Annotated in this window: 18 protein-coding genes; 9 read left to right on the top strand and 9 right to left on the bottom strand. The window is 54.8% G+C overall.

Features of this window, described 5'->3' with window-relative positions:
- Positions 1-8: 8 nt before the first annotated feature.
- Both C2U68_RS14985 and C2U68_RS14980 read left to right on the top strand, forming a co-directional pair.
- Complete coding sequence (locus C2U68_RS14985; RefSeq protein WP_140913281.1) at positions 9-1,232, top strand: SpoIIE family protein phosphatase; 1,224 nt, start codon at positions 9-11, stop codon at positions 1,230-1,232.
- A gap of 66 nt (positions 1,233-1,298) precedes the next feature.
- On the top strand, positions 1,299-2,624 hold the full coding sequence (locus tag C2U68_RS14980; protein WP_140913280.1) for a sensor histidine kinase: 1,326 nt from the start codon (positions 1,299-1,301) through the stop codon (positions 2,622-2,624).
- Between the two features lie 25 nt (positions 2,625-2,649).
- Here the strand turns inward: C2U68_RS14980 and C2U68_RS14975 are convergent, their stop codons facing one another.
- Genes C2U68_RS14975 through C2U68_RS14965 form a run of 3 tightly spaced genes read right to left on the bottom strand, consistent with a single transcriptional unit; the run spans position 2,650 to position 4,280 of the window.
- On the bottom strand, positions 2,650-3,357 hold the full coding sequence (locus tag C2U68_RS14975) for a dinitrogenase iron-molybdenum cofactor biosynthesis protein (RefSeq protein WP_140913279.1): 708 nt from the start codon (positions 3,355-3,357) through the stop codon (positions 2,650-2,652).
- A gap of 10 nt (positions 3,358-3,367) precedes the next feature.
- On the bottom strand, positions 3,368-3,676 hold the full coding sequence (locus tag C2U68_RS14970) for a rhodanese-like domain-containing protein (protein WP_140913278.1): 309 nt from the start codon (positions 3,674-3,676) through the stop codon (positions 3,368-3,370).
- A 28-nt stretch (positions 3,677-3,704) separates the two neighbouring features.
- Complete coding sequence (locus C2U68_RS14965; RefSeq protein WP_140913277.1) at positions 3,705-4,280, bottom strand: hypothetical protein; 576 nt, start codon at positions 4,278-4,280, stop codon at positions 3,705-3,707.
- 644 nt (positions 4,281-4,924) lie between these two features.
- On the opposite strand from C2U68_RS14965, the gene C2U68_RS14960 reads away from it, so the two are divergent.
- Positions 4,925-6,412 carry an alginate export family protein gene (locus tag C2U68_RS14960; protein WP_140913276.1) on the top strand — a complete coding sequence of 496 codons (1,488 nt, stop codon included), beginning with the start codon at positions 4,925-4,927 and terminating at the stop codon, positions 6,410-6,412.
- A gap of 7 nt (positions 6,413-6,419) precedes the next feature.
- Here C2U68_RS14960 and C2U68_RS14955 read toward each other — a convergent pair whose 3' ends face one another.
- Positions 6,420-7,196 carry an HAD family hydrolase gene (locus C2U68_RS14955; protein WP_140913275.1) on the bottom strand — a complete coding sequence of 259 codons (777 nt, stop codon included), beginning with the start codon at positions 7,194-7,196 and terminating at the stop codon, positions 6,420-6,422.
- A gap of 289 nt (positions 7,197-7,485) precedes the next feature.
- On the opposite strand from C2U68_RS14955, the gene C2U68_RS14950 reads away from it, so the two are divergent.
- The gene (locus tag C2U68_RS14950; protein ID WP_140913274.1) at positions 7,486-8,070 is read left to right on the top strand and encodes a hypothetical protein; all 585 of its coding nucleotides are present in this window, start codon (positions 7,486-7,488) and stop codon (positions 8,068-8,070) included.
- A 199-nt stretch (positions 8,071-8,269) separates the two neighbouring features.
- Positions 8,270-8,758, top strand: a complete 489-nt coding sequence (locus C2U68_RS14945; protein WP_140913273.1) for a glutathione peroxidase — start codon at positions 8,270-8,272, stop codon at positions 8,756-8,758.
- Positions 8,759-8,761: 3 nt separating this feature from the next.
- Here C2U68_RS14945 and C2U68_RS14940 read toward each other — a convergent pair whose 3' ends face one another.
- The 5 genes from C2U68_RS14940 to C2U68_RS14920 all read right to left on the bottom strand — a co-directional run bounded on the left by C2U68_RS14940 (position 8,762) and on the right by C2U68_RS14920 (position 12,964).
- Positions 8,762-9,913 carry a flagella assembly protein FlgT middle domain-containing protein gene (locus C2U68_RS14940; RefSeq protein WP_260839366.1) on the bottom strand — a complete coding sequence of 384 codons (1,152 nt, stop codon included), beginning with the start codon at positions 9,911-9,913 and terminating at the stop codon, positions 8,762-8,764.
- Positions 9,914-9,929: 16 nt separating this feature from the next.
- On the bottom strand, positions 9,930-10,613 hold the full coding sequence (locus tag C2U68_RS14935; RefSeq protein WP_140913272.1) for a hypothetical protein: 684 nt from the start codon (positions 10,611-10,613) through the stop codon (positions 9,930-9,932).
- Between the two features lie 108 nt (positions 10,614-10,721).
- Positions 10,722-11,063, bottom strand: a complete 342-nt coding sequence (rsfS, locus tag C2U68_RS14930) for a ribosome silencing factor (protein WP_140913271.1) — start codon at positions 11,061-11,063, stop codon at positions 10,722-10,724.
- An 8-nt stretch (positions 11,064-11,071) separates the two neighbouring features.
- Positions 11,072-11,707 carry a nicotinate-nucleotide adenylyltransferase gene (gene nadD, locus C2U68_RS14925; protein ID WP_140913270.1) on the bottom strand — a complete coding sequence of 212 codons (636 nt, stop codon included), beginning with the start codon at positions 11,705-11,707 and terminating at the stop codon, positions 11,072-11,074.
- Complete coding sequence (locus C2U68_RS14920; protein WP_140913269.1) at positions 11,708-12,964, bottom strand: glutamate-5-semialdehyde dehydrogenase; 1,257 nt, start codon at positions 12,962-12,964, stop codon at positions 11,708-11,710.
- A gap of 299 nt (positions 12,965-13,263) precedes the next feature.
- Here C2U68_RS14920 and C2U68_RS21255 point away from each other — a divergent pair, with 299 nt between their 5' ends.
- Genes C2U68_RS21255 through C2U68_RS14905 form a run of 4 tightly spaced genes read left to right on the top strand, consistent with a single transcriptional unit; the run spans position 13,264 to position 16,212 of the window.
- A complete protein-coding gene (locus tag C2U68_RS21255; RefSeq protein ID WP_054758538.1) occupies positions 13,264-13,416 on the top strand; it encodes a hypothetical protein in 153 nt (50 codons plus the stop codon).
- A gap of 9 nt (positions 13,417-13,425) precedes the next feature.
- Entirely contained in the window at positions 13,426-13,950 is a 525-nt protein-coding gene (locus C2U68_RS14915) for a cytochrome C oxidase subunit II (protein ID WP_140913268.1), read from the top strand.
- A complete protein-coding gene (locus tag C2U68_RS14910; RefSeq protein WP_140913267.1) occupies positions 13,943-15,562 on the top strand; it encodes a b(o/a)3-type cytochrome-c oxidase subunit 1 in 1,620 nt (539 codons plus the stop codon). Before C2U68_RS14915 ends, C2U68_RS14910 begins: the two co-directional genes overlap by 8 nt.
- A gap of 2 nt (positions 15,563-15,564) precedes the next feature.
- A complete protein-coding gene (locus C2U68_RS14905; protein WP_186289628.1) occupies positions 15,565-16,212 on the top strand; it encodes a c-type cytochrome in 648 nt (215 codons plus the stop codon).
- The last annotated feature ends 40 nt before the right edge of the window (positions 16,213-16,252 follow it).

Below are 16,252 nucleotides of genomic sequence, written 5' to 3'. Positions count from 1 at the left end.
AGCGAGCAATGGCGGACAATACACCGGAAAAAATTCTGTGCGTCGACGACGAAAACAACATGCTCCAATTGTTTAAACGCACTTTGGGCCGCCAGTTCGACTTATATACCGCCAGCTCGGCCACAGAAGCTTTGGCGATACTGCGCCGCGAATCCGATATCGCTGTGATCATGTCGGATTACGCCATGCCCGGAATCAACGGTTTGGATTTTCTGAAGCAGGCCGGGGAATTGTCGCCCGACAGCGTGCAAATCATACTGACCGGTAATATCGAACTCGACATCGCGATCAAAGCGATTAACGACACCCATGTCTTTCGCTACTTACCGAAACCCTGCCCGCTGGAAGTGACTAGAAAGGTCATCGGCGACGCAATTGCACAATACAATCTGGTCATTTCCAGACGCCAGTTAAGCATTCAACTCGAGCAGAAAAATCAGGAATTGCAGCAACGAAATGCCGAATTGGCGGAAAAACAGGCGCTGCTGGAACACGAACTGGAAGCAGCCAAAATCGTCTGCAGCAAGTTCGGTAAATACGGCTACCAAGTACCGGACGGATTGGAGTTTTTTCTATCGGCCAAAGACGGGGTCGGCGGCGATTTTATCTTGAACGCCGTCAGCCGGGACGGCCAGGCTTTTTACCTGATGCTGGGCGATTTGACCGGCCACGGTCTGCAATCGGCCCTGGGCGGTTTGCTGGTCACCGAGATTTTCGACCAGCAATGTTTGGATCATCCGCCATTGGAAGAACTCGTCGGCATCATTAACCGGAAAATGTGCCGCAAATTGCCGACCGGTTTATTCTGCGCGGCATCGCTGATTAAACTGGATTTGGCAACCGGCCGGTTTCGGGTATGGAATGGCGGCATGCCCGATATCTTCCTGTTCGACAGCTACGGCAAGCTCATAGAAAACTTGCATTCCGCCAATCTGCCGCTCGGCATTGTCTCCGGCAGCGGCTTGACCGACAACATCTCCGAATACGATATCAGCGGAATCGAATCGATTTTTGCCTACAGCGACGGGGTCACCGACCAAATCGGCAACGATCTGAGTTTGTTCGGTGCCGACAGGCTGCAACAGGCATTGACCGACACCCCGCCCGGCATGCGCCGGATCGACCATGTAGCCGAACGCTTGCGCCTACATCGCCAGCAACAGTCGCAAACCGATGACATATCGATGGTTGACATCCATCTGCCAAGCATCCAACGGGCACTGACCCGCTAACGACCGATAGCGCCTGCCGGCCGCGTTGCGGATTAAACTGAATCTAAGCCAATTCGGATTGTAAGTATGTTTATCGAAACCGAAGACCATTCCAGAATTTTGATCGTGGACCCCGATCCTGCTTTACGCGACAGGCTCGACTTGATGTTCAATGGCGACGCGGCCGCGTCGCTGCAGAACGCTACCGAAACCCTGAGCTACATTTTTCAGGGCCGTACCTGCGGAACCGCGGCTGAAGCGGATATTTGTCTCGGCCTGGAATCGGACAAGCCTTACCAATTGATCTTTGTCGAAAACGAATTGCCGGATGGCGAAGGCATCGAGTTAATCCGCCGTCTGTGGCTAATCGATCCCAATTTGCACGCGGTACTCTGTAGTAGCGGACCAACCTTGAATTGGCAGCAAGTGGTCGCCAAACTCGGCGAAAGCGACCAGTTATTGATCTTGGAAAAACCGTTCAGTGCGCTGGAGTTGCGCCAGATAGTTCACGCCGTGTTACGCAAGTGGCAATTGAACCGGCAATCGCAACACATCATGCGCTACATGGACCAACAAATCGAGCTGCGCACCCAAGCGATCGAGCAAGCCAACAAAAACCTGCTGCAAGCCGAAAAACTGGCGGCGGTAGGCCAGCTTGCCGCCGGCATCGCCCATGAAATCAACACGCCGGCCCAATACGTCGGCGACAACATCAAAGCCATCGGCGATTTTTTCGGCAGCATCACCCGTCTACTGGAACAGTACCGCAAACTACTGTCGGCCCAGGCAAACCATAGGCCGCTGATCGATGCCCTGGAGCGGAAAGAAGATCTGGCGTTTATTCTGGAAGACGCACCGTTAGCCATCGAACAATCATTGGAGGGAATATCGCAAATCGTCCGTATCGTCCAAGCGATGAAAGGGTTTTCTCACAGCGGCCAAAGTAATGCCGGCTGGATTAACGTCAATCTGGCGCTGGAGAATACGTTGCTGATCGCCCGCAACAGCTACAAATATATCGCCGAGATCGAAACCGATTTTGCCGAGGTGCCGAATATAGAATGCTTCCCCGGCGAACTAAACCAGGTGTTTTTAAACGTCCTTATTAACGCAGCCCAAGCGATCGAGGATGGCGGCAGCGGCGATGGCCGGATTCGGGTCAGCACGGCAAGCGTCACCGATGGCGTCGAAATCCGGATCGCGGATAACGGGCCAGGCATTCCTGAGCCGCTTCAAGACCGAATATTCGATCCGTTTTTTACGACCAAAGATGTCGGCAAAGGCAGCGGCCAAGGTTTGTATATCGCTCATCGCATCATAAATCAGCAGCACGGCGGCTCGCTGAGTTTCGTCAGCGCAGCCGGCCAAGGTACCACCTTCCTGATCCGACTGAACCGGCAACTGCCCAAGTAAGCTGATTGCCGGCCGGTTTGCTTGATTATTCCTGCAATACGAAGCGTTTGCGTTCTTCGGCAGTTTTGCCCAATGCCTTAGCCATCCAAGGCGGCGGCGCGTCGAACACTTTCTGAAACTCGCGCAATTGATCGGTCGCTTCGATCACGTCCGGAATCTTGATCGGGTAAATGTCGGCGCGGATCACTTTAGCCGCTGCCGGACCACCGATCGATTGCACGAACAGCACGTGGCAATCCTTGATCAGTTCGGCGCGAAACAGGTTTTTATCCTCGGCTGCGTCGGCATCGACGGTGGAACGGATATCGACCAAACGCATATCGTCGCGCGACAATTGGTATACCAGGAAGCGGATGCAGGAGCCGAAATGGCCGTTCAATGAAGCGCCGCTGTTGGAAGCAATCGCGACCCGAATCGACTCCGGCAAATCACCGTCTTTGTACGGTTGAATTTCCGGCAAGCCCTCGTCACCATCTTCTTCGCCCCAAAGATAACGCACGGCCAGTTTGATATTGGCCAAGCCGATATCAATGTCCTCGCCGTCCTCCTCGCCGTCGTGGCTGCCGATTCCGGTCTTTAAATTGGTGACGGTGATCGTCTTCAATTTCTCGTCCGACAGCGGCGAGCCGGCCTTTTCGTGCAAGATGCCGATTAGCGTTGCGATATCGACTCCAGGCAGCACCCGCGACGCCAACGCAATCCGCAACGCCAAATCTCGTGATAATTGTTCCATAGCCTTACCTTTATAGTTTGTGCTGCTCTTTCCAGTCGGCGTAACCACCGGCCAGACTGTAAACCGCTTGAAAGCCGAAATCGCCGAACATTTCCGCCAAATGTTCGCTGGCGTGGCCGTAATAGCAGTAAATCAGCAAGGGCTTGGTCTTATCGCCCTTTCTGAGCAGGGAATCGCGCAATTGTTCGTGTACATGCATGGCGTTATCGATATGACCGGCCCGGTAATCCTTCAGATCGCGGCAATCTAAAATCATCGGTTGCTGTTCGGCTATCAAATGTTCCGATTCGGCAACCGAAACCGTTTTAAAGTTTTTCATGCTCGCTCCCGACCTGGATAAAGCCGGTTTACACCGGTCCGTAGCTGGCTTCGCGCTTGACTTCGATGGTTTTGCTTAAAGCCGTTTGGTAGTCCACCGCTTCCGCCTTAAATTTAAAATCTTTGGCGGCTTCATATACCGTCACCACCTTGTCTTCGGCAGATTGACCTTTCAGGTCGGCCTTTTCGATGTACAGCAATTCCATGGTTTCGTTCCAGACCATGCCTTCGCTGTAGGGCACTAATTTGAATTTGACACCGCCGATTTCGACTTCCAAATTGCTGCCAATATTTTCGACGTACACCAAAGCCAGGGTTTCAGGAGTCAAACCCGCTTTGTACTTTTCTACGAACACTTGCAGTGAGTCGAGCTTATAAACCACGCCGTTGACGAACAAGATCTTCTCGTTATCAGCCAGCATCGCCGCTTGATGAATCAACAACTTCGGCGGATTACGATCGTTAAGATTGGTGGCGCCTTCGCGCATAGCGCCTTCTACCAACACCAGATCGCCGCGCCAGGCGGATACTCCGGCCGTACTGGTTTTGCCGAGCACGGAAGTAATAGTCAAAAGGCCTTGGCTGTCGTAGCTCTCGAGTAACATCGGGAAAATCTCCTGTCGGATGAATGAAATCGTATTACTGTGCTGCGAAGCAAGAGGCTTGCCAGCTTGCCAAATCCTTATCATTCTTAGGATTATTCAAAGACAGCCGCATTTCTGCAGCGGAAAAACAAGCCAATTCAGCCGGCCTATGACCGACATTGTCGCAAACACGACATCACACCAGAACCTTTGCCGAAGTTTATGTAAGGTTTGCGACCAGGTTTTGCATCAAACCGCTGTGGCAACAGCCGGGGCCCGGCCAGCTTGATGTCGTTTACTCGGCTTCGATTACCGACACTGCGACGGCAACTTCTTGGGCCCTGCCTGCGGGATCTAGCCCGGTCAGCAGCTGTTCCAACATGGAATATCAAAATAAAGAGCCCCTCCCAAACGACCGATGAGGCCGCCGCAACGACTATCTCGCCTAACCGGCCTCGGGCCCGATTTCTTTGATCCGGCGGTGATTATTACCAAGCCGGAAACATACTATTCTCATTCTTCGTTATTTACGCAAAGATATAACGATGAGTAAGCTAATACCGTACTTAACCGAACCAGAGCCACAAACAGGGCGCCCGAAACAAATTGACTTAGACGTACGTTTGATCGGGCAACGGATCAACTTCGATGAATAAGGTTTAAAGATGAAACCACTACCCATCTGTAACCCACTGACAACATTGGCGGCCGGCAGTCTTTACTTGGCCAGCGCGGCAACTGCAGTCGGAGCTGCGGAACAGAAAACCTACAGCCGGCCGCCATTCGCTCCGTTTTCCAGTCAAATGCCCGATGCCTTGCTGGGAAACGATAAATACGAAAAGCCGGTTTGGAATTTGCACGATAGCCTTGGATTACCGAAATGGCTGGCAATCGGCTTGGAACAGCGCACACGCTACGAAACCTTGGACAATGCCTTCAAAGCCAACGGCAAAGGCGGCGACCAGCAAATTGCGCTGCAAAGCGATCTTTGGCTACAAGCCAGTTTCAACGCCTTTCGCCTCGGCGCGGAATTTCTGGATGCCAGAGCCTTGGCTGCCGACGGCGGTTCCGGCGTCAACAATACCCACGCCGACCAGGCAGACTTTCTCCAAGGCTATCTGGCCTGGGCCAGGCAGAATATGTTCTACAGCGGACTCGGCTTTGAAATGGTCGCCGGTCGGCAAACGCTGAATTTGGGCAGCCGACGCCTGATTGCTCGCAACGCCATGCGCAATACCATCAACAGCTTTACCGGCATCAAATTGCGCTTGTTAGATTACGACACCTGGCAATTCACCGGATTTGTGACAATGCCGGTCAACCGCTACCCGACGGCAGCGACCGATTTGTTGGCGGAAACTCATGAATTCGACGAGGAAGACAGCCACACTTGGTTTTCCGGAGGCTTTTTTGAACTTTACAATTTAGCTTGGCGCACCAGCGCCGAAGTTTATTTGTACCATCTGGACGAAGGCGACAGCATCCGCAATCAGACTCGCAACCGGCGCTATTTTACGCCCGGCGCCCGCTGGTTTATCAAACCGGCCAAGTCGCAGTTCGACTTTCAACTGGAAACTATCGGCCAGTTCGGCACCGTAAGAGCCAGCAGCGGCAGTCGAGACGGACTTGACCAGAACCACTCGGCTTGGTACCAACATGCCGACATCGGTTATAGCTTTGACACAGCCTGGTCCCCGCATCTGACACTGGAATACGATTATGCTAGCGGCGACGACAATCCCCACGACAATAAAGACCAGAGGTTCGATACCTTATACGGCGCCCGCCGCTTCGAGTTCGGCGCCACCGGCATCTACGGCGCGTTTGCCCGCACCAACATCAACTCGCCCGGCGCCCGCATCACCTTTTCGCCGCGAAGCGACCTGCAAGCATCGGTTTCCCATCGCTTGTTCTGGCTGGCCTCGCCGACTGACAGTTGGGCCGGCACCGGCTTGCAGGACAAAACCGGCCGCAGCGGCGATTCGGTCGGCCAACAGTTGGAAATGACGGCGCGTTGGGATTTAAACAGCAGCCTGAATTTCGAAACCGGCTGGACTCACTTGTTCAAAGGCGAATTCGCCAGAATTGCCCCATCCGCGCCACGGACACCGGATACGGATTATTTCTACGTGCAAAGCTTGTTGAGATTTTAGGCCGGCCTCAGGCTGCGCCGAGCGGCGATAAGTCGTCTGCCAAAAAGTATTCGAGCTCTAGCGGCAAACACCCTTCCGCCTCGGCCAGCACTTTGTCCTGCGGCAGGTTGTAGCCCCACAAGGCAAAGCCGAGACGCAAGTCGGCAAGTTCCGCATGCTGCAAAACGTTCTGCAATGAAGGCAGACGGTCTTCGACAAAATAAATCGGCCGACCGGGGTACGAACGCTTCAGACCTTTCAATACTTCCGGTTTGCTCATATTCCGGTCCAGACCAAAAATACGTTCGGCAGCGAGCTCGATGTGATTCGCGTTTAAGATTTTTTTCACAAAACGTTCTTGTTTGGTCGTAACCACATACCAGTCATGGTTCGAACCCAACCGACGCAACTTGTCGGCGATACCTGAAAACAACGGATTTACGGCAATCCAACCGGCCTTATCCTGCGCGATCCATTGGTCGCGAGTGTCTCCAAACAACTGCTTCAAACCTTCGACCGTCAATCCGGCCGCCGTCATTATTTGATTGGCTTTTTCGCTGTAGCCAGCATAAATCGACTCTATGCTCTCTCCCGCATACAACAAACGAATCACCAGAATCGCCTCGTAGCCGGTTTCTATGATGGGACGCACGGCGCGAAAACGTTTGACGATTTCCGGCGGCGCAATGCCAGTCATGCCGCTCCAAATTGTGGCAGCAGCCTTCCAGCCAGTCAGCGCGGTTTCCAGCGCGCTATCGCAAATCACGCCGTCGAAATCCAGCGCATAGATCGTTGAATCAGTCATCAATACATCAGGAAATACAGAAAAGAGGCGCATATTGTACCGGACCCAGCCGCCGATAAACGCGACCACATCACCAAGCCGGAAAAAACCAGGCCAAAGTCAACAATTTCAACGAATTATGTTATAAGTCGAACCAGGTAACCGTCACAGCACCGCGGGTTTTGTCGCGACGCCGAAGGTTATCCGGTCGCTGAAGGAGGCTTGGCGGCCATTATAAAAATCAAAGCTGCCCAAAGTGGACGCCGGGTCGGCTGGGAAAATAACAACACTCTTTCAAAGGAGGACCGTCATGTTGGTAACTTTATCGATTCTGGGTATTTCGCTGCTGGTATTGGGCATTCTGGCCTGGGCTTTGCTCCGCCGTCGCAAAAAAAACAATGCGGCCGCGGCGGGGTTAATATCGTCGGCGACGCAGACGACGTCGGCAACCGTTGATACAGCGCCGCAACAAGCGCAAACGGCTCCAGCAACCGCGGCCGTAGAACCGGCAACATTTACAAAAACCGAGCCGGAAGTGGCAAACACGGCCGCCGCTAAGCCAGCAGACACGGCATATGTCGAGCAGCCGCCCGAAGACTCGGTTTTGCACCGTCATTACGACGCCATGCATTCGCTCGCCTCCGCGGCCGAAACCCATTCGGATATTCCACCCATCCAGACCGCCGCCATAGCAACACCGGCGGTCGCAGCATTGGCATCCGCATCTGCCTTACCGCAGGATTCTGTCCTGAGAAGGCATTTTTTGGCACACATCACTCGCGAGATTGAAAGCGAACTACCTGCCAAACCGGCTGACTCTGTCCTGAAAAGGCATTACGAGGCCATGGTCGCCCACAAGCTGCAACAATATCTGGCACGGTTGCAATCGGTTTAAGCGACAGGTTTTGTTTTGACAAATCCGCGGCCAACGGTAAGCTTTCGCCGTTAGCGCCGCGGCGCACTCAACCGACTAACGAAAATATCGTTTCCGCCATCGGCAAATTTTCGGAAAACCCGCACACTTCCAAACCCGGTATCATGCCAACATGGCTCCGCCCACTAAATCACCGACATCTACCAGCGAAGTTTCCCCTATGAGCGATATCTACCAATTTTCCGTCTTGAATATTCGCGGCGAAAGCGTGTCTCTGGAGCAATTTCGCGGCAAAGTCCTGATAGTGGTCAATACTGCCAGCCGTTGCGGCTTTACGCCGCAATACCGTGGTTTGGAAGCGTTATACCAGACCTACAAAAGCCGCGGACTCGAGATACTGGGATTTCCGTGCAATCAATTCGGCCAACAGGAGCCGGGTTCCAACCGCGAGATAGCCGATTTTTGTGAAGCAAACTACGGCGTCAGTTTTCCGCTATTTGCAAAAGTTGATGTTAACGGTGCCACGGCTGAGCCCTTGTTTCAATACCTCAAAGCTAAGGCGCCCGGTTTCTTGGGCAGCCAGTCGATCAAATGGAATTTTTGTAAATTTTTGATTGGTCGCGACGGTACCGTCCACCGCCGTTACGCACCTTTTATACCGCCGTCCACGCTAAGTAAGGATATTGAGCGACTTCTGGCTAGGTCTTAGACCTTACGGCGAAGCAAAACTTTTCACCCAGTCTCCCGGTCGAACCACCCGAGTCGCCCCCGAGTCCAGACTACCGGCCGCCGTGTTGGCACTAACTTCCGAGACGGTCAAAATTCCGATCGACTCGCTCATTCCGCGTCCATCCGGCGCAATCCCGGCAGCGGAAAATATCATCAACTTGTCTCCCGCTTTGATTTTGTCCTGAGCACCGGCCGCGATCACGATTCGGTTATGGGTCGACTCCAGCACGCGGGTCGTGAATGGGTAACAGCCGAATAGCCGATGCAAATCCGCACTGGCCTGCTGAATCAATTCGTCGATTTTATGCCCGGACGGCGTGTCGTTGAAACGCTCGCTGCCGACGTTATAGCCGTTCGGCAGCGACACGTCGCCCAGGATAGAGGCACTGTAACGCTGCTGGAATAACAGCGCGCCGCTGAAACCATCGTGGACGAAGACGTCGAAATCGATACTGCGTCGACCGATAAATTCCCTGGTCATGGATTTGATTTCCGCCAACACCCCCGTACCCCGCACATATTCGGTCGATTCGGTGCGAAACCCGCGTATCACGCCGGACAACACGAACTGGGCATTGTATTGGCGGGCGACGTTAACGATCACCGACTCGGCCGAGCCTGTCGGCGACAGGATTTCCGGCGCGATGTCGGGGCGGGAATACAATACGGCGTTGGTCAGATTACGGCCGATAAAATCGCCGGTTTCCATTAAGCGATTATTGATTTCGCGCGGGATACCGCTAAACAAATCCTGGCTTTCGCTGCTACTCACCTGTTCGGCGTTCATGATCGGAAAACCGGTAGCAACGATCTTTTTGCGGTAAGGCGAAGCACAATGCTGACGCTCGGACAATACTGCCAAGGCCTGAACCCGGTAGACCTCGCCGTCTTGCCATTCGTCAACCACCTTGACGTCACTGATGACCGACCCGGCATTGCTGCGTTTCAAATGCGAAGAAGCGCGCATCACTGCGTCGTCGATCGCTGCACGCCGGGCTTCCTCGACACCGCCGACGCCGATTTGCGCAGCCCCTTGCACTGTGGTTTGGCGGCCCGATGCGTCAACCGCCCCGTCGCCGGCGCCGTATTTACGCATCAACGAGCCGTCGCAGGCGACCAATAGGATCGCCAACATCGGTGCAATCAGACTGTTAAAGCGTATTAAAGAAGCCATTGAATAGAAAGTATTGCAGAAATCCGCGAGCACCGGTATTGACGATACCTTGCGCGTCGTAAAAGCCGGCATCCAACAAAACGTCGTCCAGCAGGTTCGGTTGTTTAGAGAAACCGCTGACGTAATACAGATCATTACAGTCACGCACACCGCAAGCCAGATTGGCGGATGTGACCGTCGCTTCCTTATAACCCAATCGGGTAAACGGAACCTTATTTTCTTCCTGCAAACATTGATTGACGTTACCGGCACCGCCACTCATGCACCGGTAAAACCGCGGACTGAGTTGCAACTCCAATGTTGCTTTCAAGTTGTCCTTTACGGTGCGGTAATCCGAGGCGGCAGCGCCGCGTAGATAGGTATCGAGATAGACACGATAGGTTTCATCGCGCATCACTTTTGCGCCGACCGTATCGCCGTTGTCGAGCGGCTCCCGGTACAACTGGTCCGCCAAACCGCGGAATGCCTCAAGCTTGGCCGCCTGTTGCGCTTGCAACCAACGCTGGTTGACCGAAAGCCGACCGCTGTTGTCGAAACTGCTGAAACCGCTGGCGCGCAAGGTTTTAGTCTGCTGCACCGACTCCGCATTCTTGCCGCTCAGGCTGGTACACGCCGCTAATCCCAAACATGCCGCTAAACCGATTATTCGCAATGCTTTCATAAACCCTCCACTCTATGCCTGAGTCATCGGCAGAGCAGAATTATTCTTTAGGATCAGCCTGAAAGTTTAGCTCGACCCGGCAAGCAATTTGCTTACGCGCCGGCGAGGTCAGGCCCTGGCCGCATCGCCGGCTACCGACCACAACTTCTCTAATTGATAAAGTTCACGCGCCTGTCCCGTCATCACGTGTACGATCACGTCGCCCAAATCCAGCAAGATCCAATCCGAACTTTGGTCGCCTTCCATACCCAAAGCTTGCAGCCCGCTCTCTTTCACCTTTTCGAGCACGTAATCGCACAACGATTTGGCATGCCGCGATGAGGTACCGGTAGCGATCACCATAAAATCGGTGATACTGGTCTTACCCCGCACATCGATGGTTTTGATATTCAGGCCTTTGCGGAGGTCGAGTTCGGTTTCGACCAGTTTCACTAAATCTTCTGATTGCATTCCAATTCCTATTGATCAGTAGTTGCTTGATAAAGTTGATGCTGACGGATCAAAGCAATAACCCGATCAGGCAATAAAAACTGCGGACTGCGGCCAGCCGCGATTAAACGACGGATTTCAGTTGCGGAAATCGCCAAGGCCGTCACCGGTTGAAAGAACACCCGTCCGGCCGCTTCGACGCTCAACACACCGGCATCGTCGACGACCCGCTGTTGCAAAAAAACCGGTAACGGCCCGGGTTGAAAACCGGGTCTGGTCATCACGACGATGTGGGCGAACTCGAACAGGTGCTGCCATCGGTACCAGCGCTCCAAACCGGCAAAGGCATCGGCACCGATGAACAGCACTAATGGCGTATCGCCCGCTAACTCGCTCCGCAATGCCGCCAAAGTATCGACCATATACGAAGGCCCGTCGCGCTCCAGCTCGCGCCTGTCGGCGTAAAACCCAGGCGTATCCGCCACCGCGGCGGCCAGCATCTGCATCCGAATCTCGGCGTCGGCCTCGGGTTGGCCGCGATGGGCCGGCAGCCGGCATGGAATCAGGTGCAGGCGCTGCAGTTTGAACCGCTCCTTGACTTCCAGCGCCGTGCGTAAATGGCCGAAATGGACCGGATTGAAAGTGCCGCCGTAAACGCCGATCATTTACTGGCGAATATGGCCGTCGCCAAGCACGATGTATTTCAATGACGTCAGGCCGTGCAATCCTACCGGTCCGCGGGCGTGCAGTTTGTCGGTGCTGATGCCGATTTCGGCGCCCAAACCGTATTCGAAACCGTCGGCAAAGCGGGTGGAGGCGTTGACCATCACCGAGCTGGAATCCACCTCGCGCAAAAAGCGCCGCGCCAAGGTGTAGTCCTCTGTGACGATGGCTTCGGTGTGGGCCGAGCTATAGGTATTGATGTGGTCTATCGCTTCGTCGATATCGGCCACGATCTTGATCGACAAAATCGGCGCCAGATATTCGGTATGCCAGTCTGCTTCGCTGGCGCGGACGGCCTGTTTCACTAAGGAACAGGTTTTCAGGCAACCTCGCAATTCGACGCCCTGCTCCGCGTATTTTTCGGCCAAAACCGGCAGTACCGCCGGAGCGATGCTCTCGGCGACGAGCAGGGTTTCCATCGCATTGCAGACACCATAGCGGTGGGTTTTGGCGTTCATCGCAATCGCTACGGCCTTGTCGATGTCGGCTTTACCGTCGATATAGACGTGGCAAATCCCATCCAAATGCTTGATCACCGGGATCGTCGCTTCGGCGCTGATCCGCTCGATCAGGCTCTTGCCGCCGCGCGGTACAATCACGTCAACATATTGCTGCAGCCGGATCAATTCGCCAACCGCGGCCCGATCGGTGGTTTCGACTACCTGTACCACCTGTTCCGGCAGGCCGGCCGCGGCCAAACCCTTGGCGATGCAGGCGGCAATCGCCCGATTGGAGTGAATCGATTCCGAGCCGCCGCGCAAAATACAGGCATTGCCGGATTTCAAGCACAAGGCCGCCGCATCGACGGTAACGTTGGGCCGCGACTCGTAGATGATGCCGATCACGCCCAAGGGCACTCGCATCTGGCCGACCTGAATACCGCTGGGCCGATACCCGAGATTGCTAATTTCACCTACCGGGTCCGGCAACGCCGCGACTTGCTTCAAACCCTCGACCATCGCTCCGATGCGGGCCGGCGTCAGTTCCAGCCTATCCAACGTGGCCGCATCCATGCCGTTAGCCCGGCCGACATCAAGATCCTTGCGGTTTTCGCTGGCTAATGTGCCGCTGTCGGCCTCGAGCATGGCGGCGATATTCAGCAGCGCGTTGTTTTTACGACCGCTATCGGCCTTACTGATCTCGCGGCCGGCGCGCCTGGCCTGTCGCCCTAACTGCTGCATATAGTCAGTGATGTTCATCTTGACAAACCCAGTCATTTGGAAAAAGTCGGCCATTATACCAAGCCGAAGCCAAGCACCGCGACCATCGCGAAATACTGCAGCCAATACCGGGACCCAATACTGAGATTGATAGTAACTTTGGATTACAACCAATTAATTACATTGAATTTTCGCTTTCGATCCGACGGGGGCTAAGGTTATGATTACCACAGCAATCGGCTGGTTAAGTCATCAGCAAGAATGACGGAGCCTGTGCTGTTCATGCCGTTGGTTGCCAACTCAACTCCTGTCACAAACGCATACAAGAAAGGAAGGATATGAACAATCTCACTGAAGAAGAACGCAAAAAAATCCTGGAGAGCTCGCCGGTCGGCACCTGGGCTTTGATGTTGATCGTCGGCGGCGGCATGGTGATTGCGTGGCTGCTGATGTATTACGGGGTATTTCTGCCCCGCGGCCATATCGGCTAGGAGGCTGCCATGCATATCGACCGACTGGAAAAAAGATGGGCCGGCATTGCCTTGGGCATCGCCGGCCTTTTTGTTGCGGTGATTCTGGGTTCCGCCTTGGTCCACGGTATCCACGCCCCGAGTAACGTGGAGACCATCGATTCGGCAAAACTGCATTTGTCCGCAGAATTTGCCGAAGACAAATTAGGCGCCAGTATCAACCCGGACGGCAGCGTCACGGTGCGGATGGTGGCCGGACGGTACGGCTTTTATCCGAAAACCCTGACCCTGCCGGCGGAAACCAAAATCACCTTTCGCTGGGTCAGTCTGGACGTGATCCACGGTGTGCACATCCCGATGACGAACATGAGCACGATGATCGTGCCGGGTTATGTCGCTCAAGTCCAAACCGAACTGCATCATGCCGGCGACTATCCGCTGCTGTGCAACGAATATTGCGGCATGGGCCACGCCCATATGTGGAGCAACATCAAGGTGGTCAGCAAGGCGCAATGGGAAGCGCTCAACAAACAAGGGGGAGCAAACCATGGATAACAGCGTAGAAAAAAAATTGGCGCTGACCCATTTCTGGGTCGCCTTCGGCGCCTTCGGCTTGGCCGCGGTGATGGGCCTGTATCAAGTCATCGAACGCAGCGGCTTCTTTAGCTTTCTGGAATCGCGCGAGGTTTATTACGCCTCGGTCAGTACCCACGGCGTGCTGATGGGCTTTGTGTTGACCACCTTTTTCATCATGGGCTTCGGCTATTACGTCGCCACCAGCACGCTGAAATTGCCGGTGTGGAATAAAACCTTCGCCTGGACCGGTTTCGGCGTAGCCTTGGCCGGCGTGGTCATGGCGGCGCTGCCCTTGCTATTTGGCCAGGCTTCGGTGCTGTTTACCTTTTATCCGCCGTTGAAGGCGCACCCGTTGTTCTATATCGGCGCCACCTTGTTGGTGGTCGGCTCCTGGTTCTGGTGCGTGTCGATGATCGTCATGTATATGCAATGGAAAAAGGCCAACCCCGGCGTACCGGTGCCGCTGGCGATGTTCGCCACCACCGGCAATGCGATCCTGTGGTTGTGGACCAGCGTCGGCGTCGCTGCAGAAGTGTTGTTCCAGTTAATCCCGTGGGCATTGGGTTGGATCGACACCATCGACGCCGGCTTGGCCCGCACCCTTTTCGCCTGGACCCTGCATCCTATCGTCTACTTCTGGCTGATTCCGACCTACACCGCGTTTTACTGTCTGGTACCGAAACAAGCCGGCGGCTTTTTGTTCAGCGACGAAATGGCCCGCGCCGCCTTCATCCTGTTGGTGGTATTCAGCTTGCCTATCGGCTTCCATCATCTGTATATGGACCCGGAACAAGGCCACGGCTGGAAACTGCTGCACGCGGTCGGCACCTTCGTCGTGACCTTACCGACCTTCATTACCGGCTTTACCGTGATTGCCTCGCTGGAAATCGCCGGCCGTTTGCGTGGCGGCAAAGGACTGTTCGGCTGGATCGCGGCGCTGCCCTGGAACAACCCGATGGTTCTGGCCTTGATACTGGGCCTACTGATGCTGATCTTCGGCGGCTTCGGCGGCTTGATCAACGCCAGTTACGCGATGAACGCGATGGTACATAACACTGCCTGGATTTCCGGCCATTTCCATCTGATCTTCGGCGGCACCACCATCATCATGTACTTCGGTATCGCCTATTACTTCTGGCCGGTGTTGAGCGGCAAACCGCTGTATTGCCCGTCGCTGGCGATCGCCCAACTGTGGAGCTGGTTTATCGGCATGATCATCATGACCACGCCCTGGCACATTTTGGGCCTGCTCGGCCAACCGCGCCGGATCGACAGCGTGCACTACAACAACTTGTTGACGCTGTCCTGGGAACCGTACGAGGTGACGATGATATTCGGCGGCCTGATTCTACTGGGCTCGGCCGGTTTGCTGATCTATATCCTGTATAAAACCCAAACCAGCCAGGAAAGCTATAAGGGCGAGGTCGAATACGCCGAACCGATCCATGCCGTCAAGGAATTACCCGGCTACCTGAACAGCTTCGGCTTGTGGAACGCCATCATCGCCGTATTCATGCTGATTGCCTTCGGTTATCCGATTCTGCAATTTTTCTTGATGGAAACCTTTGGTTCAGGCAGATGGGGGGTCTGATCATGAAAAAACTGATACTCACTACAGTCTTGCTGTTGCCGAGCGCATTGGCGGCGCAACCGTCGTCGCAAGTGGCCTGGACCGCCGCGGAGCTGAACTTTGCCAAAGCCGGCAACCCGCAGAAAGGCCAGGAACTGGCCAAAACCTGTGCGGCTTGCCACGGCGAAAACGGCATCAGCACGATGCCCGGCACGCCATCGCTGGCCGGCCAGCTACCGACCTACCTGTACAAGCAGTTGCGCGATTACGCCGACGGCAGCCGCGACAATCCGATGATGTCGGGCTTGGCCAAATCGCTAAGCAAGCAGGATGCGGCCGACTTGGCGGCGTGGTTTTCTACCCGGCCGCCGGCATTCAAATCGCGCAGCCCGATGGTCTATGAACTGGCGGAAAAGCTGGTTTCGGCAGGCAGCAGCGACCGGATTTTGCCGCCATGCGAAGTTTGCCACGGCGGTAACGGTCAAGGCCAGGAAATGGATATCCCGGCCCTGGCCGGCCAAAATGCCGAATATTTGGTCGCGACCTTAAAGGCTTTTAAAACCGGTAGCCGCCGTAACGACATCTACAGCAGGATGCGTTTGCTAGCCGAATCGCTCAGCGAAGACGAGATCAATGAACTAGGCTTTTTCTACCAAAACGTCAAAAAGTAACCAGGCTGGCCGGGCGGCCGCAAATCGCGGCCGCCCATTC

Origin of the sequence: Methylomonas koyamae, from assembly GCF_006483455.1 — a bacterium.
Taxonomy (GTDB): Bacteria; Pseudomonadota; Gammaproteobacteria; order Methylococcales; family Methylomonadaceae; genus Methylomonas; species Methylomonas koyamae_B.
The sequence above is the reverse complement of the archived record's forward strand: the minus strand, read 5'-3'. Positions and strand labels throughout refer to the sequence as shown.

Bases quoted from the DNA above. Each gene is read 5' to 3' on its own strand.
- C2U68_RS14985 (WP_140913281.1), top strand. From the start codon at position 9: ATGGCGGACAATACACCGGAAAAAATTCTGTGCGTCGACGACGAAAAC.
- C2U68_RS14980 (WP_140913280.1), top strand. From the start codon at position 1,299: ATGTTTATCGAAACCGAAGACCATTCCAGAATTTTGATCGTGGACCCC.
- C2U68_RS14975 (WP_140913279.1), bottom strand. From the start codon at position 3,357: ATGGAACAATTATCACGAGATTTGGCGTTGCGGATTGCGTTGGCGTCG.
- C2U68_RS14970 (WP_140913278.1), bottom strand. From the start codon at position 3,676: ATGAAAAACTTTAAAACGGTTTCGGTTGCCGAATCGGAACATTTGATA.
- C2U68_RS14965 (WP_140913277.1), bottom strand. From the start codon at position 4,280: ATGTTACTCGAGAGCTACGACAGCCAAGGCCTTTTGACTATTACTTCC.
- C2U68_RS14960 (WP_140913276.1), top strand. From the start codon at position 4,925: ATGAAACCACTACCCATCTGTAACCCACTGACAACATTGGCGGCCGGC.
- C2U68_RS14955 (WP_140913275.1), bottom strand. From the start codon at position 7,196: ATGACTGATTCAACGATCTATGCGCTGGATTTCGACGGCGTGATTTGC.
- C2U68_RS14950 (WP_140913274.1), top strand. From the start codon at position 7,486: ATGTTGGTAACTTTATCGATTCTGGGTATTTCGCTGCTGGTATTGGGC.
- C2U68_RS14945 (WP_140913273.1), top strand. From the start codon at position 8,270: ATGAGCGATATCTACCAATTTTCCGTCTTGAATATTCGCGGCGAAAGC.
- C2U68_RS14940 (WP_260839366.1), bottom strand. From the start codon at position 9,913: ATGTTGGCGATCCTATTGGTCGCCTGCGACGGCTCGTTGATGCGTAAA.
- C2U68_RS14935 (WP_140913272.1), bottom strand. From the start codon at position 10,613: ATGAAAGCATTGCGAATAATCGGTTTAGCGGCATGTTTGGGATTAGCG.
- rsfS (WP_140913271.1), bottom strand. From the start codon at position 11,063: ATGCAATCAGAAGATTTAGTGAAACTGGTCGAAACCGAACTCGACCTC.
- nadD (WP_140913270.1), bottom strand. From the start codon at position 11,707: ATGATCGGCGTTTACGGCGGCACTTTCAATCCGGTCCATTTCGGCCAT.
- C2U68_RS14920 (WP_140913269.1), bottom strand. From the start codon at position 12,964: ATGAACATCACTGACTATATGCAGCAGTTAGGGCGACAGGCCAGGCGC.
- C2U68_RS21255 (WP_054758538.1), top strand. From the start codon at position 13,264: ATGAACAATCTCACTGAAGAAGAACGCAAAAAAATCCTGGAGAGCTCG.
- C2U68_RS14915 (WP_140913268.1), top strand. From the start codon at position 13,426: ATGCATATCGACCGACTGGAAAAAAGATGGGCCGGCATTGCCTTGGGC.
- C2U68_RS14910 (WP_140913267.1), top strand. From the start codon at position 13,943: ATGGATAACAGCGTAGAAAAAAAATTGGCGCTGACCCATTTCTGGGTC.
- C2U68_RS14905 (WP_186289628.1), top strand. From the start codon at position 15,565: ATGAAAAAACTGATACTCACTACAGTCTTGCTGTTGCCGAGCGCATTG.